At 59.8% G+C, this 15,634-nt stretch carries 10 protein-coding genes; 4 read left to right on the top strand and 6 right to left on the bottom strand.

Annotation, left to right across the window (positions count from 1 at the left end; all coding sequences use genetic code 11):
- Window positions 1-345 precede the first annotated feature (345 nt).
- Together ACEG18_RS09505 and ACEG18_RS09500 are read right to left on the bottom strand one after the other, a co-directional pair.
- Entirely contained in the window at window positions 346-2,874 is a 2,529-nt protein-coding gene (locus ACEG18_RS09505; protein ID WP_372542542.1) for a phosphoketolase family protein, read from the bottom strand.
- 204 nt (window positions 2,875-3,078) lie between these two features.
- Window positions 3,079-4,107: a LacI family DNA-binding transcriptional regulator gene (locus ACEG18_RS09500; protein WP_089573627.1), complete on the bottom strand. Its 1,029-nt coding sequence runs from the start codon at window positions 4,105-4,107 to the stop codon at window positions 3,079-3,081.
- A gap of 183 nt (window positions 4,108-4,290) precedes the next feature.
- On the opposite strand from ACEG18_RS09500, the gene murB reads away from it, so the two are divergent.
- On the top strand, window positions 4,291-5,253 hold the full coding sequence (gene murB / locus ACEG18_RS09495; RefSeq protein ID WP_372542540.1) for a UDP-N-acetylmuramate dehydrogenase: 963 nt from the start codon (window positions 4,291-4,293) through the stop codon (window positions 5,251-5,253).
- Between the two features lie 230 nt (window positions 5,254-5,483).
- Here murB and ACEG18_RS09490 read toward each other — a convergent pair whose 3' ends face one another.
- The gene (locus ACEG18_RS09490; protein ID WP_372542539.1) at window positions 5,484-6,689 is read right to left on the bottom strand and encodes a coiled-coil domain-containing protein; all 1,206 of its coding nucleotides are present in this window, start codon (window positions 6,687-6,689) and stop codon (window positions 5,484-5,486) included.
- Between the two features lie 267 nt (window positions 6,690-6,956).
- Here ACEG18_RS09490 and galE point away from each other — a divergent pair, with 267 nt between their 5' ends.
- The 3 genes from galE to glgP all read left to right on the top strand — a co-directional run bounded on the left by galE (window position 6,957) and on the right by glgP (window position 12,140).
- Window positions 6,957-8,018, top strand: coding sequence for a UDP-glucose 4-epimerase GalE (gene galE, locus ACEG18_RS09485; RefSeq protein ID WP_117655924.1), 1,062 nt, complete (start codon window positions 6,957-6,959; stop codon window positions 8,016-8,018).
- Window positions 8,019-8,226: 208 nt separating this feature from the next.
- On the top strand, window positions 8,227-9,744 hold the full coding sequence (gene malQ, locus ACEG18_RS09480) for a 4-alpha-glucanotransferase (RefSeq protein WP_372542538.1): 1,518 nt from the start codon (window positions 8,227-8,229) through the stop codon (window positions 9,742-9,744).
- Between the two features lie 128 nt (window positions 9,745-9,872).
- On the top strand, window positions 9,873-12,140 hold the full coding sequence (gene glgP, locus ACEG18_RS09475) for a glycogen/starch/alpha-glucan family phosphorylase (RefSeq protein WP_372542537.1): 2,268 nt from the start codon (window positions 9,873-9,875) through the stop codon (window positions 12,138-12,140).
- 456 nt (window positions 12,141-12,596) lie between these two features.
- On the opposite strand, the gene ACEG18_RS09470 is transcribed toward glgP, so the two are convergent.
- From ACEG18_RS09470 to ACEG18_RS09460, 3 genes are all read right to left on the bottom strand, one after another.
- A complete protein-coding gene (locus ACEG18_RS09470; protein ID WP_372542535.1) occupies window positions 12,597-13,796 on the bottom strand; it encodes an ABC transporter ATP-binding protein in 1,200 nt (399 codons plus the stop codon).
- 68 nt (window positions 13,797-13,864) lie between these two features.
- Window positions 13,865-14,704: a carbohydrate ABC transporter permease gene (locus ACEG18_RS09465; protein WP_099432300.1), complete on the bottom strand. Its 840-nt coding sequence runs from the start codon at window positions 14,702-14,704 to the stop codon at window positions 13,865-13,867.
- Window positions 14,704-15,558, bottom strand: coding sequence for a carbohydrate ABC transporter permease (locus ACEG18_RS09460; RefSeq protein WP_099432301.1), 855 nt, complete (start codon window positions 15,556-15,558; stop codon window positions 14,704-14,706). The genes ACEG18_RS09465 and ACEG18_RS09460 overlap by 1 nt, the downstream gene beginning before the upstream one ends.
- Between the last annotated feature and the right edge of the window lie 76 nt (window positions 15,559-15,634).

Raw genomic sequence — 15,634 nt, 5'->3', positions numbered from 1 at the left:
AACCCTGGCTGACCATAGTTGGATGCACGGTCCACAAGGCAGCGTGAGCAAAGTCCCTATTACATTAAAAAGAATCAGCCCCCCGCATATTGAAACGGTCGAGAGGGCCTTGCCCGGCGGGCAAGGCCCCAGCGCGAGACCGTCCAGCACAAGCGCTCCCCGAGCAACCGCTCGCCGCTGGTTGCACAAAAGTCAGCGAGCGGGTTCCAGGTGCCCCAGGTCGCCGTGAAAGAGGAGCGACGCGTACTTTATGTACGCGAGCGACGGTTTGAACGGCGAGATGGGGTGCCTGGGACCCGCGCAGCGTCGAGCTATTACGCGGTTTGGTAAAACCGCGTAACTAAGTTATTCGTTGTCGCCGGCAGTTAGCTGCGTTGCGGAAAGCGCGCCGTCGGCCGCGGTTGCGGCTGCGGCGTCGGGCCAGACCCAGTCGGTAAAGGCCGGGTGATCGAAGCCCTCGTCGCACGCGAACTCAAAGGCCTCGGTGCGGAAGGCCTCCCACTTATCAATCTGCTCGGCAAACTTATCGGCGTCGACCATGCGCACCACGTCGGCGGCAAGCGCCCAGCGGTCCATGTTGTTCAGGCGCAGCATGTCGAACGGCGTGGTCGTGGAGCCCTCCTCCTCGTAGCCGTGGACACGGAAGGCGTCGTGGCCGGGGCGGTTCCAAATCAGACGGCGGATCGTGCCGGCATAGGCGTGGAATGCGAAGAGCACGGGCTTCTCGCCGCAACCGAACAGCTCAGCCCAGCGCTCATCGCTGATAGCCTGGTCGTTCTCGCAGACGTTCTGGATCTTGAGCAGGTCGACCACGTTGACGAACCACACCTTAATGCCCAGCTCGCGCAACATATCGGTTGCAGCCAGGGCCTCGAGCGTCGGTACGTCACCGCACGTGGCGACCACGACGTCGGCCTCGGCGAGCGAGTTGGCGGTCGATGCCCACTCCCAGGTCGCAACGCCCTCGGCGAGCTCCGCCTTGGCCTCGTCGACCGTCTGGAAGGTCGGAGCGGGCTGCTTGCCGCAGAAGATGGCATTGACGCAGTCGGTGGACTGGTAGACGCGCTCGGCCACGGCGAGAGCCATGTTGGCGTCGGCCGGATAGTAGGCGTTTACGATGTGTGTGTCGTTGGCCTTGTTGAGCAGCAGGTCGATAAAGCCGGGGTCCTGATGCGAGAAGCCGTTGTGGTCCTGACGCCAGACGTGGCTCGACAGCAAAATGTTAAGGCCGCTGATGGGGGCACGCCACGGAATCTCGCGCTTGGTAGCCTCGAGCCACTTGCAGTGCTGGTTGACCATGGAGTCGACCACATGGACAAAGCTCTCGTAGGAGCTCCACACGCCGGAACGGCCAGTGAGCACGTAGGCCTCGAGGAAGCCCTCGCATTGGTGCTCGGACAGCTGCTCGACGACCTTACCGGAGCCTGCCAGCAGCTCGTCGTTGGCCTCGTCCTCGTAGAAGCCGGCGTCCCACTGCTTCTTGGTCACCTTGTAGGCAGCCTGCAGGCGGTTGGACGCGGTCTCGTCGGGACCAAAGATGCGGAAGTCATCCATGTTCTTGGCCAGAACGTCGGCAGTGTACTCACCAAAGACGCGGGCGGCCTCGGTGGAGCCCCAGCCATGACCCTTAGTTGCGACGGGGACCTCGTGGGCATGAATATCGGGCAGCTCGAGCTCGCGACGCACCTTACCGCCGTTCGCGTTGGGGTTGGCGCCGATGCGCAGCTCGCCGGTCGGCATAAAGGCCGTCACCTCGGGGCGCACCTGACCCTCGGGCGTAAAGAGCTCCTCGGGCTTGTAGGAACGCAGCCACTCGCGCAGCACGCGGAAGTGCTCGTGGGTGTCCTTGGCGCTCGCCAACGGCACCTGATGCGCGCGCCAGGAGTCCTCGGTCTTCTTGCCGTCGATGTGCTTGGGGCAAGTCCAGCCCTTGGGCGTACGGAACACGATCATGGGATAGGCCGGGCGGACCACGGTCTCGCCTGCGGCGGCCTGGGCCTGCGCGGTGGCCTTGATGTCACAGATCTCATCGAAGACCTGCTCAAACAGGGCAGCGAAACGCGCATGAATGCTTGCGTGGCCCTCGTCGTCAAAGCCGGCGACAAAGAAGTGCGGCTTATAGCCCATGCCCTCAAAGAACTTGGTGAGCTCTTCGTCGGACACGCGGGCGAGAATGGTGGGGTTGGCGATCTTGTAGCCGTTGAGGTGTAGGATCGGCAAAACGATACCGTCGGTTGCCGGATTCACGAGCTTGTTGGACTGCCAAGAAGTCGCGAGCGGACCGGTCTCGGACTCGCCGTCGCCCACCACGGCCACGGCCAACAGGCTCGGGTTGTCCATAACGGCACCGTAAGCGTGGCTGAGCGTATAGCCGAGCTCGCCGCCCTCGTGGATGGAACCGGGCGTCTCGGGCGCAAAGTGGCTCGGGATGCCGCCGGGATAAGAGAACTGGCGGAAGAACTTCTGCAAGCCGGCCTCGTCATTGGTGATGTCGGGGCGGATCTCACGGTAGGTGCCGTCGAGCAACGACTGAGCAGTACCGGCGGGGCCACCGTGACCAGGGCCCATCAAGAAGATAGCATTCTGGTTGTGGTCGGCGATCAGACGGTTGACGTGACCGAACAGGAAGTTGATGCCGGGCGTGGTGCCCCAGTGGCCAACCAAGCGGTGCTTAACGTCCGGACGACCGAAGTCGCGCACCTCACCGGTTTTCTCGTCGACAAAGTCGGGGCGCATTAGCGGGTTAGAGCGAAGGTAGATCTGACCGACGGACAGGTAGTTCGATGCGCGCCAATACAGGTCGACGCCCTCGAGCTCGGAAGCCGGCACCTCGTGGCCCAGCTTTTGCCACGGCGTCCCCAGTGTTTTAGCCATTGTTTATGTCCCTTCGCTGTGCGGTCGCCCTCCGATACGGCAACCTTTCGTTGGGACTAGTATATTTGCTAAAACGTTTTATCATGGTGAAAAAACGTTTTACCACCCTTATCAATCCCATCGATTAGCAAAACGCGACATTCACCTGCGGCATTGCACGTCACAGGTGCTCCACATTCGGTCTCTGCAAATTGATAAACGTGTTTAGTTGTGTTTAGTAAGCTCGAGCACGCTGTCCTTAACGATAAGCTCCGGCTCCAGAACGACCTCTTCGGCACGCCTGCCGCCCCTACCGGCAAGACGCTTGGACATGCAGCCAAAAGCATGCTCCGCAAGGACACCAGGGTCCTGCTCAATCGCGGTCAGCGCCGGCTCAAAGAGAACGTCGGCCGCCGAGTTGTCATAGCTCACCACCGAGATATCGCCCGGGATGCTCTTCCCCATCTCGTGCAAACGCTTGAGCAAACCGAGGGCAATGTTATCCGAGCTTGCGAACACGGCAGTGGCGTCAGTTGCGAGCACTGCCTCCGAGGCCTCGTATGCGCTCGGAATGTAGTACTCGCTCTCAAACTCCAAACGCGCGTCGATCGGCAGGCCAACCTCGCGCAGCGCGCGCTCATAGCCGGCAAGTCGCTTGCGACCCGTATTGGAACGGCGGGCATTAACCAAGCAGGCGATGCGACGGTGACCTTGCTCGATCAGATAGCGGGTGGCCATGTAGCCGCCCATCTCGTGATCGAACATCACCTTGTCGCACTCGAGTCCCTCAATGGCACGGTCGACCATTACCGCCGGGATGGGCAGGTGGCTGACTTCTTCGCGCAGGGCGCGGTCGTCGGAGAACTCGTCACCCACCACCAGAAAGACGCCATCAACGCCGCGCGTCACCAGCTGGCGCAGCAGCTCCAGATCGTCATCGGCGCTGCCGCCCGAGCTGGTAATGAAGAGCGCATAGCCGTCCTCGCGGCAGCGCTTTTCCAGGCTACCGGCGAGCGAGGCAAAAAAGCGGCTCTCGATGTTAGGGACGATAAGGCCCAGCGTGCGCGACTCGCGCATGACCAGGCTGCGCGCAATCTGGTTGGGAACATAGTGGTTGCGCGCCGCGACCTCTTTGATGAGCTTGCGGTTTTCTTCCGAGATGCGACAGGGCCGATTATTAAGAACAAGCGAGACCGACGAGGGGGAAAGCCCCACCTCCTGGGCGATCTGCTTGAGGGTGACTTTGTTGGCCATCTCGCTCCTTCCGGGTTTACGCGCAATCTCTTGAAAGTATAGCGACTACCCCTCTACCTCGGTGATAAACACTTTACCAATCCGGTGGACGGCTATTTTATCGCCGCCAGCGCACCAAATCCGTCCGGGTGGGGTATATTGCAATCGATTGATGACAACGACCACCAAAAGGCGGATATTCGTATGCACGAGAACGACTTTTTTAACGAGGACCTGCTGTGCGCGCTCGCTGGCGTTGCCGGCGAGGACAACGTGCTGATGAGCGAGCCCATGCGCGAGCACACCACGTTTAAGATCGGCGGCCCGGCCGACGTCTTTGTCACGCCCGATACCGAGCAGGGCCTCGTCGCCACGCTCGATACCTGCTATCGCTGCGACCTGCCACTCACCATCGTGGGCAACGGCTCCGACTTGCTCGTCGGCGACAAGGGCATCCGCGGCGTCGTCGTAGCGCTGGGCGAGGGCCTCTCCGACATTACGGTCAACGGCACGCACGTCACGGCGGCAGCCGGCGCCTTGCTTTCCGATGTCGCCGCGGCGGCAGCCGAGGCCGGTCTCACCGGCATGGAGCCCATCTCGGGCATTCCCGGATCGGTCGGCGGCGCCTGCTACATGAACGCCGGTGCCTACGGTGCCTGCATGGCCGATGTGCTGGAGTCCGTGCGCGTCTACAAGCCCGCCCGCATGCTTGACGACGGTACCCGCGGTAGCGGCAGCATCATCGAGTTCGATGTCGACGAGCTCAACCTGGGTTATCGCAAGAGCCGCATCGCCGACGACGGCTTCATCGTGCTTTCGGCCACTTTCAATCTCGCCCCGGGCAACGCCGCGATGATCAAGGCCGACATGGATGACTACCGCCAGCGCCGCGAGGACAAGCAGCCGCTCGACATGCCGAGCGCCGGCTCCACCTTCAAGCGCCCCGAGGGCTACTTTGCCGGCAAGCTCATCATGGACGCCGGCCTGCGAGGACACGCCATCGGCGGCGCGCAGGTGAGCGAAAAGCACTGCGGCTTCATCGTCAACGCCGACCACGCCACCGCCGCCGATGTCGACGAACTCATCCGCCACATCCAAACAACCGTCAAAGACCAATTCGACGTAGACCTAGAACCCGAAGTCCACCGAGTAGGCGAATTCCTCTAATAAAAAAGAAGGCCCCGAAAGGGGCCTTCGCCATATTTATTCAGACAACCAGTCCGGTGTGTGACGCATTGGATCCGAGAGGTCCGTGGCTGCCCGGAAGGCATTAGGTTGATCGCGAGTTCCGCACGAGCCGGAGAGCACTTAATGTGCTCTCCGTGCGAGCAGGACTGTCCGAGCAGGCAACCTAATGCCTTCCGGGCAGCCACGGACCAACTTACTTCAAACCGCCGTTACGACAGCGCAATACCGCCAAGCCAGCCCCAACGCACGCCAGATCCAGTACCATAGAAGCTAATAAACGAATCAAGCGACTTAGACGTAATGGCACCCTCGTTGCTCATAACGATGCCGCCGCCAACGTAGATACCCACATGACCGTAGATAAGGCCCGGAGCACCCGTGCCGCTGTGCGAGGAATCGGCCACGATCATGCCCACCTGCAGCGCCGAGCGGTCGGAGCTATAGCACCAGGCGTTGAACATGTCACACGCGTTGCCGCCAAAATAGCCCACGCCGGCATTGCGGAAGACGTTGGTAACCCAGGCAGCGCACCAGCCCTGGCCGGGAGAAGGCGTCGAGTAGCACGCATTGACGACGGCCTGCTGCTTGCCCGAACCGCCCGTCTGTTGCGGGGTGCCGCCGGCATACGAGCCGCCACCCGAGCTCGAGCCACCCGAAGAAGAGCCCGTGTTCGCAGAGGCCGCGGCTGCCGCAGCCGCCTTCCTAGCGGCCTCCTCAGCCTGGGCGGCAGCGAGGATCTCGGAATCGCGCTGAGCCATGAGCTCCTTGACGTCGTCGGAAAGACCGTTCAGCACGGTCTGGACTTCTTGTTGCTTGGCCTGCATATCCTGCATCTGAGCCGTCTGCTGGTCCTTGAGTTTCTCAAGGTCGGCCTTTTGTGCTTCGAGCTCGGTCTTCTGTGCGTCGAGCTCAGCCTGAATCGTCTGGATATCCTCGATGGCATCGCGGTCGCTCTTGTTGATCTTCTCAACGTAATGCGCGTTGGCGACGAGTTCCTCAAACGAGCCAGAGGCCAGCAGCAGCGACAGGATGTTCGTGCCGCCGGACTTGTAGCTGGCGGCCACGCGATCGGAAAGGTCGTTGCGCTTCTTCTTGAGCTCGGCCTTCTTTTCATCGATCTGGGCCTGCGTGTCGTCAATCTTGCCCTGGACATTCTCGATGTCGTTGAGGGTCTGGGCATTCTTGTTGGCCAGCGCCGCATACTCATTTGCGATGCTGTCGAGCTGGGCCTGAACCTCGTCGAGCTGGGCCTGGGCGGCATTCAGTTTATCGGTGGTTTCTTTGGAAGCCTCCGCCGCATGGGCGCGAGTGGGCAGGCCAAAAAGAACTGCCGCAGAAGCGGCGCCGAACAGGGCCTTAAGGGCAGTGCGGCGCGAGAGCTCCTGGGAAAGGATGGAATCGCTGTTTGGTGACATATGTACTCCGTTACATGCTTATTTATATGTCGCTCAACTCATACATATTAGCGTACATATGGCGCGTCCCAACGATTTCCACGAACGGCAGGAAACTACAAGGTCGGCGGCTCGTAAGCAATTGTCAAATTTGAGGTAACAATTGAGCAAGCTCTTATTATGAGTACGTTAACATAATCCTCTGCTTTTCCTCCAGTGCACCATTTGGGCGTCCCCGCCTGCGCTATACTCCCCTCTAGAAGTGTTCCTGATTCGATAGGAGACTAAATGTCCAAAGCACTCGACCCCAAAGACACCTGCGTCCTCGTTACCGGTGGCGCCGGCTTTATCGGCTCGCACACCGTCGTTCAGCTGCTCGAGGGTGGCTACCAGGTCGTCATCGTCGATGATCTCTCCAACTCCAGCGCCGTCGCCATCGACCGAGTCAAGACCATCGTGGGCGACGAGGCCGCCAAGAACCTCACCTTCTACGAGGCCAACGTGCTCGACCGCGATGCGATGAACAAGATCTTCGATACCCATCAGATCGACCGCGTCATCCACTTTGCCGGCTTTAAGGCCGTCGGCGAGTCGGTGAGCAAGCCCGTCGAGTACTACCACAACAACATCGAGAACACCCTGGTGCTCATCGACGTCATGCGCAACCATGGCTGCAAGTCCATCATCTTCTCGAGCTCCTCGACCGTCTACGGCGACCCGGACAACCCGCCCGTCACCGAGGAGGATCCTAAGAAGCCCGCGACCAACCCCTATGGTTGGACCAAGTGGATGATCGAGCAGATCCTTATGGACGTCCACACCGCCGACCCCGAGTGGGACGTCGTGCTGCTCCGTTACTTCAACCCCATCGGCGCTCATCCGTCGGGCCTGATCGGCGAGGACCCCAAGGGCATCCCCAACAACCTGGTACCCTATGTCGCCCAGGTCGCCGTGGGCAAGCTCGAGGCCGTTCAGGTCTTTGGCAACGACTACCCCACCCCCGACGGCACCGGAGTGCGCGACTACATCCACGTGTGCGATCTGGCCTCTGGTCACGTTGCCGCCCTTAACTGGATGAACGGCAAGACCGGCGTCGAGATCTTCAACCTGGGCACCGGCACCGGCACCTCGGTACTCGAGGTCGTCGCCGCCTTCTCCAAGGCTTGTGGCAAGGAGCTGCCCTACGTGATCCGCGAGCGCCGCGCCGGCGACATCGCTGCCAACTGGTGCGATGCCTCCAAGGCCGAGCGCATGATGGGCTGGAAGGCCCAGTACGACATCGCGGACATGTGCCGCGATAGCTGGAACTGGCAGAGCCACAACCCCAACGGCTTCGCCGACGCCGAGTAGAAAAAACCTACATACCGTTCTTGCCCCGATCTCACGTTGTGAGGTCGGGGCTTTTTCATGGCATGTAGCCATTCGCCGAAAATCGACCAACTTTTTTATCTTGCCTGTACATGTTTAAACAACATGTTTTACAATAGGCGTATCGAATCAGAACATCGGAGGCGGACTGCATACCCATCGGCAGGCCGACCCCACAACAAGAAGGTTGGTGAGCGCATTCATGGAGCGTGCAAGCGGCGTCCTCATGCCCGTCTCATCTCTGCCCGGACCATACGGAATCGGCGGCTTTGGCTGGAATGCCTACGACTTCGTCGATTTTCTCGCCTCGTGCAAACAACATTACTGGCAGATTCTGCCCCTTACGACGACCAGCTATGGCGATTCGCCCTATCAGTCGTTCTCGGCCCGCGCAGGCAACCCCAACTTTATCGACTTTGCCGAGCTTATCGAGGCAGGGTATCTGGAGCAGCGCGATATCGATGGCGTGTATCTGGGATCCGACCCCAGCAATGTCGACTACGGTGCTATCTTTGGCGGCCGCCGTCAGATTCTCGACCGCGCCGCCGAGCGCTTTGCTGCCGACAAGCCGGCCGATTTCGATGACTTTATCCAGGCCAACGAGGACTGGCTCATCCCCTACTGTGAGTTCATGACCGTCAAAGAGGAGTGCGGTCTCAAGGCGTTTTGGGAGTGGCCCGCGGAGCTCCGCACCCGCGGCGAGGCTTCCGCCAAGGTCTGCGCCGACCATCCGGCGCGTATGCTCTACCACCAGATGACGCAGTACTTCTTCGATCGCCAGTGGAGCCGCCTCAAGGCCTATGCCAACGAGCGCGACATTCTCATCATCGGCGACCTGCCCATCTATGTCTCGCGTGACTCCGTCGAGATGTGGGCGACGCCTGAGCTCTTTAAGATCGACACCGCCGGCAATCCCGTGAGCGTCGCTGGCACGCCGCCCGACCAGTTCTCGGCCACCGGCCAGTACTGGGGCAACCCCATCTACGACTGGGACGCCATGGAGTCCGACGGCTTCTCCTGGTGGGAGGGCCGCATTCGCGCCGCCCTCGACATGTACGACGTCATCCGCCTGGATCACTTCCGCGGCTTCGAGGCCTATTGGGAGGTGCCGTTCTCCTCGCCCGATTCGTCCTACGGTTCGTGGACGCAGGGTCCCGGCCTCAAGTTCTTCAAGACGCTCGAGGAAAAGCTCGGCACGCTGCCCATCATCGCCGAGGACCTGGGCTTCCTCACCCCCGGCGTCATCGACATGCGCGACAACTCGAGCTTCCCCGGCATGAAGATCCTGCAGTTTGCCTTTGAGGGCACCAACTCGTACTACCTGCCGCATAACTACATCGCCAACACCGTCGCCTATGTGGGCACCCACGATAACGAGACGGCGCGCGGTTGGTTTGAGGGAACGGCCACCCCGCGTCAGCGCGAGCAGGCAGCCCTGTACACCCATCAGCAGGCCGGCGAACCCATGGCAGATGCACTCAATCGCACCATCGCCGCCAGCGTGAGCGACACGTGCATCTACACCATGCAGGACCTGCTCAACTTGGGCAACGAGGCGCGCATCAACACCCCTGCCACGCTGGGCGGCAACTGGACCTGGCGCATGCTCGACGGCGCCATCACCCGCGAGCTCGAGCACAAACTCACCGACTGGACCGAGACCTACTTCCGCATCCCGTCGGAAGCCGAAATCGAGCTTCCTCAATAGGAGCTACCGCGCCCGACCCCTCCCCACCGTGCGGACGCGCTTGCTTTTCCCGCGCGAGGCCACCCCAATCCCCTCGCGCGGGCTTCTTATGAATTGCAGACATGAAACAACCCATCACAGGAGAAAACATGCCCCAAATTAACCTCATGGAACTCGCCGAGCAGTCTTTTGGCACCTCGCTCGAGCAGCTCGACGACCGCCGCATTTACAAGCTGCTGGTCAAACTCGTGCAGGAGCGCTCCGCCGCCTGCCCGCTCAACAACGGCAAGAAAAAGCTCTATTACATTTCCGCCGAATTTTTGATCGGCAAGCTGCTCATCAACAACATGATCGACCTCGGCATCTACGACGAGGTTAAGGACCAGCTCACCGCCGCAGGCCACGACCTCAACAAGATCGAGGAGTTCGAGGTCGAGCCGTCGCTCGGCAACGGCGGCCTGGGCCGCCTGGCCGCGTGCTTCCTGGATTCCATCGCCACGCTGGGCTTGACCGGCGATGGCGTGGGCCTCAACTATCACTACGGTCTGTTCCGTCAGCGCTTTGTCGACAACCAGCAGAAGGCCGTCCCCGACGAGTGGCTCGGTGAGCAGGACATCCTAGTCGACGATGACCGCTCCTACACCGTCGAGTTCGGCGATTTTGCCGTTACCTCCAAACTCGTCAACATCGACGTGCCCGGTTACGGCCAGCCCACCAAGAACCGCCTGCGCCTGTTCGACCTGGCGAGCGTCGACGACGGCCTGGTCCCCGGCAGCTCCATCGACTTCGACAAGACCGAGATCGCCAAGAACCTCACCTTGTTCCTCTACCCCGACGATTCCGACGAGCAGGGCCGCCTGCTTCGCATCTACCAGGAATACTTCATGGTGAGCAACGCCGCCCAGCTCCTGATCGACGAGGCCATCGAGCGCGGCAGCAACCTGCACGATCTGGCCGACTACGCCGTGGTCCAAATTAACGACACGCACCCCACCATGGTCATCCCCGAGCTCGTTCGCTTGCTCACCACCGAGCATGGCATCGAGTTTGATGAGGCCGTGACCATCGTACGCTCCATGGTCGCCTACACTAACCACACGATTCTTGCCGAGGCGCTCGAGAAGTGGCCGCTCGCCAGCCTGCAGAAGGTCTCCCCTGCCATCGCCGACATTATCGTCAAGCTCGATGAGATCGCGAAGGCCGATCACGATGACCCGCGCGTCGCCATCATCGACGAATACGACACCGTCCACATGGCCCACATGGACATCCACTTTGGCTTCTCCATCAACGGCGTAGCCGCCCTCCACACCAAGATCCTGGAGGACACCGAGCTTCATCCGTTCTACGAGATCTATCCCGAGAAGTTCTCCAACAAGACCAACGGCATCACCTTCCGCCGCTGGATCCATGGGGCCAACCCCGCGCTCGCCAGCCTGCTCGACGATGTAATCGGCACCGACTGGCGCAGCACCGGCGATCTGAGCAAACTCGCCAAGTTCGCCGACGACAAGGACGTTCTTGAGCGCCTGGCCGCCACCAAGACCGAGGCCAAGGCCATCATGCGCCAGTTCATGGCGCTCGAGCAAGGCGTGACTATCCCGTCCAACGCCATCATCGATGTTCAGGTCAAGCGTATCCACGAGTACAAGCGCCAGCAGATGCTCGCGCTCTACATCATCTGGAAGTATCTCGACATCAAGAACGGCAATAAGCCTAAGCACCCCGTCACCATCATCTTTGGCGGCAAGGCGGCCCCTGCCTACACTATCGCGCAGGACATCATCCATCTGATCCTGACGCTGTCGCAGTGGATTGCAAACGACCCCGACGTGGCTCCCTACCTGCAGGTTGTCATGATCGAGAACTACAACGTCACCGCCGCCGAGCGCGTGATCCCCGCCGCCGACATCTCCGAGCAGATCAGCCTGGCCTCCAAGGAGGCGAGCGGCACCTCCAACATGAAGTTCATGCTCAACGGCGCCCTAACCCTGTGCACGCTCGACGGTGCCAACGTGGAGATTGCCGAGCTCGTGGGCGACGAGAACATCTATACCTTTGGTGCCTCGTCCAAACAGGTCGAGCAGCTCTACGCCGACGGCACCTATGACGCCGGTGTGCTCTACCGCAAGCCCGGCATTAAACTGCTGGTGGACTTCATCACCAACCCGGCCTTTATGGCGACCGGCAACGCCGAGCGCCTGCAGCGCCTGCACGACGACATTAAGGGCAAGGACTGGTTTATGGCCCTGCTCGACATTGAGGAGTACATCCAGACCAAGGAGCGCGTGCTGGCCGACTACGAGGACCAGGACGCTTGGATGCGCAAGGCGCTCATCAATATCGCCAACGCCGGCACCTTCTCGTCCGACCGCACCATCTCCCAATACAACGACGAGATCTGGCACCTGAGCTAGCTCATTCCCCTTACCCATCCTCTTGAGAAACGGAGTCGTGGCAACACGGCTCCGTTTTTTGTGCCCGCACGTTACCCTGTGATCCGACTCGGCCAAACAATCTCGATCCGTAGCAATTACTCAACCAAAACGGTCCCAGCCGTTGCAGATTGAGACATACCGGCCCCTCCCCTTGGGTTTATCTCAATCTGTAACATCTAGCAGGTGTAATTCGCCTTTGGTGTTACAGATTTAGATGAAATGGTTGGCACAGCGGAACCGTCTCGATCTGTAACATCTAACGTCCGAAATCGGCCCTACCTGTTACAGATCAAGACAAACTGACAGACGGAAAGCCCCAACACAAAGAAAGGCTCCCCTCTCGCCCAGTGGACGGGAGGGGAGCCTTATATGTGACCACGGCAAAAGGATGGCAAAGCCGCAGTCGCCCAAAAGGAGGGCCTGATTGGATCGGGCCTAGATAAGGTTCTTGCCAGAGACCTTATCGAAGAGGTGGGTCGCGTTCTTCTCGAACTTGAACCAGATGGGGTCGCCCGCCTTGAGCGCACCCTTGGCCTCAAGGTCGACAACGGGAATGATCAGGACGAACTGGCCATCGGGAGCAGTCACGTGGACATGCTCGGTCGAACCCATGAGCTCGGTCACCTCGACGGTGCCCTGGAGCGCACCCTCCTCGCCCTTGTCGGCAAGCAGAATCTGCTCGGGGCGCACGCCGGCCGTGATCTCCTTCACGTCGCCGCCGTCCCAGTTGAGGGCAAGCTGAGCGCAGGTCTCGGGGGCGAGCGCCACGTTCATATCCTCGGTCTTGACGGTAAAGCCGTTGCCCGAGCGCACCAGCTGGGCATCGAAGAAGTTCATCTGCGGCACGCCGATAAAGCCGGCGACGAAGATGTTCGCGGGATGGTTGAAGACCTCCTGCGGGGTGGCGATCTGCTGGACGACGCCGTCCTTCATGACCACGATGCGATCGCCGAGGGTCATAGCCTCGGTCTGGTCGTGGGTAACGTAGATGAACGTGCCCTTGATCTCGTGGCGCAGCTTAATGAGCTCGGCACGCATCTGGTTACGAAGCTTGGCATCCAGGTTGGACAGCGGCTCATCCATCAGGAAGACCTTGGGGTCACGCACGATGGCGCGGCCGATGGCGACGCGCTGGCGCTGGCCGCCCGAAAGCGCCTTGGGCTTACGGTCGAGGTACTCGGTAATACCCAGGATCTCAGCAGCGGAGCGAACCTTACGGTCGATCTCGTCCTTGGGGACCTTCTTGAGCTCGAGCGTAAACGCCATGTTCTCGTACACCGTCATATTGGGATACAGAGCATAGCTCTGGAACACCATGGCGATGTCGCGGTCCTTAGGAGCGACGTCGTTGACGCGCTTGCCATCGATGAGCACATCGCCCGAGGTGATGTCCTCCAGGCCGGCGATCATGCGCATCGTCGTGGACTTACCGCAGCCAGAGGGGCCAACGAGGACGATGAACTCCTGGTCGTGAACGGTGAGGTTGAAGTCCTCTACAGCGAGCACACCGTCCTCGGTAACCTTAAGGTTGTGCTTCTTCTCCTCGGTCTTCTTCTTTTTGCCAAAGAAGCCCTTCTTTTTTGACTCGTTGTTGGGATACACCTTCTGAACATGTTTGAGAACGATCTCGGCCATGTCTTTACCTTTCGATACGCGGCGCCGCGCTGAGGGGCGCCGCCAAAACTTGCAAAACAGTTACGGCGTCAGCCTTTGACGGCACCTGCCACAACGCCGTCAATGATGTACTTCTGGCAGAAGATGTACATGATGACGATGGGGATAACGACCATCATGATGCATGCCATCATGGGGCCGAGCTCGACGTGGCCATAGCCGCCACGGAAGTACTGGATCAAGATAGGAATGGTCTTGTACTTGGTGGAGTCGAGCGTAAGGTAGGGCAGCAGATAGTCGTTCCAGACCCACATGGTCTCAAGGATACCGACCGAAAGATAGGTGGGCTTCATAATGGGAAGGACGATCTTAAAGAACACCTGGACCGGGTTGCAGCCGTCGATCATGGCCGCTTCCTCAATCTCGAGCGGGATGTTCTTGACGAAGCCGGCGAACATAAAGACCGCGAGGCCCGCGCCAAAACCAAGGTAGATGAAGCAGATGTTGAACGGCGTGTTAAAGCCGATGCGGTCCGCCAAATTGGACAGCGTGAACATGAGCATCTGGAACGGTACAACCATCGAGAAGACGAACAGGTAATAGAAGAAGTTCGAGATCTTGCTGTTGACGCGCACCACGTACCAAGCGCACATGGAGCAGCACACCAGAATCAGCACGACCGACGTGACTGTGATGATGAGCGAGTACATAAACGCCGAGGCAAAGCCCTGCTCGTTAAGGGCGTGCATGTAGTTTGCGAGGCCGTTGAACGTCTCGGGCGTGAGCAGATCGAATGCCGTGGTGGTGCTGATTGCAGTTGCCTTTTTAAAGGAATTGAGCGCAATCATGAACACGGGATAGATCCACGCGAGCGACAGAATCGTAAAGAAAATCGAGAGCGCGCGGTTGATAACCTTATCGCGTTTCATTACTGCTGCACCTCCTTGGACCTCGTGGCCTTAAGCTGGATCATAGAAATAGCGACAACCAGGATGCAGAAGATAACTGCCTTGGCCTGACCGATGCCCTGCCATGCGATGCCAGCACGCGAATAGAACGTGTTGTAGATGTTCAGGGCGAGCATCTCGGTGGAGTGCGCCGGGGCACCACCGGTAAGGGCGAGGTTCTGGTCGAACAGCTTAAAGCCGTTGGTGATGGACAGGAACAGGCAGATGGTGATGGTCGGCATCAGGTTGGGGATCTTAACCTTCCAAAACGTCTGCCATGCCGTAGCGCCGTCGACCTTGGCGGCCTCGATGTAATCAGACGGAATGGACTGCAGACCGGCGATGTAGATGATCATCATGTAGCCGACCTGTTGCCACAGGGTCAGGATGATAAGGCCCCAGAAGCCAGCGGCGGAGTTGAGGGCGATAAGCTGGGCACCCACGTTGGAGAGCAGGCAGTTGATCAGAATCTGCCAAATGTAACCCAGTACAATGCCGCCAATCAGGTTAGGCATAAAGAAAATCGTACGGAAGATGTTGGTGCCCTTGAGCGCCTTGCGAGTGAGCGCCTGCGCAATGGCCAGCGCGATCACGTTGATGAGCACCGTCGACAGGAAGGCAAACGCCACGGTAAAGAAGAACGACGTGGAGAACTGCGGGTCGGTCAGTGCGCGCACGTAGTTCTCGATACCGACAAAGTGCGCGTTATTGATGGTAATAAACTGGCAGAACGAGAGATAGAAACCCTGGATAAAGGGAATCACGAACCCGATCATAAACGCCAGGCACGTGGGCAGCATAAAGAGCGGCCACCAGCGCTTGAGTGCTTTGCCCATAGAAGGGTCCTTTCAATATGCAGGGGGCGGGCAAACCTACGTCTGCCCGCCCCCTGTCGCTAATCAGATAGCTTGG

The sequence above is a fragment of the Collinsella aerofaciens genome, assembly GCF_041537385.1.
GTDB classification, from domain to species: domain Bacteria; phylum Actinomycetota; class Coriobacteriia; order Coriobacteriales; family Coriobacteriaceae; genus Collinsella; species Collinsella aerofaciens_BV.
Note: the sequence above shows the minus strand (reverse complement) of the source record. Positions and strands in the feature narration are given on the sequence as shown.

What these genes read in the sequence shown, in the direction of transcription:
- ACEG18_RS09505 (WP_372542542.1), bottom strand. Translation starts at nt 2,874, where the DNA reads ATGGCTAAAACACTGGGGACGCCGTGGCAAAAGCTGGGCCACGAGGTG.
- ACEG18_RS09500 (WP_089573627.1), bottom strand. Translation starts at nt 4,107, where the DNA reads ATGGCCAACAAAGTCACCCTCAAGCAGATCGCCCAGGAGGTGGGGCTT.
- murB (WP_372542540.1), top strand. Translation starts at nt 4,291, where the DNA reads ATGCACGAGAACGACTTTTTTAACGAGGACCTGCTGTGCGCGCTCGCT.
- ACEG18_RS09490 (WP_372542539.1), bottom strand. Translation starts at nt 6,689, where the DNA reads ATGTCACCAAACAGCGATTCCATCCTTTCCCAGGAGCTCTCGCGCCGC.
- galE (WP_117655924.1), top strand. Translation starts at nt 6,957, where the DNA reads ATGTCCAAAGCACTCGACCCCAAAGACACCTGCGTCCTCGTTACCGGT.
- glgP (WP_372542537.1), top strand. Translation starts at nt 9,873, where the DNA reads ATGCCCCAAATTAACCTCATGGAACTCGCCGAGCAGTCTTTTGGCACC.
- ACEG18_RS09470 (WP_372542535.1), bottom strand. Translation starts at nt 13,796, where the DNA reads ATGGCCGAGATCGTTCTCAAACATGTTCAGAAGGTGTATCCCAACAAC.
- ACEG18_RS09465 (WP_099432300.1), bottom strand. Translation starts at nt 14,704, where the DNA reads ATGAAACGCGATAAGGTTATCAACCGCGCGCTCTCGATTTTCTTTACG.
- ACEG18_RS09460 (WP_099432301.1), bottom strand. Translation starts at nt 15,558, where the DNA reads ATGGGCAAAGCACTCAAGCGCTGGTGGCCGCTCTTTATGCTGCCCACG.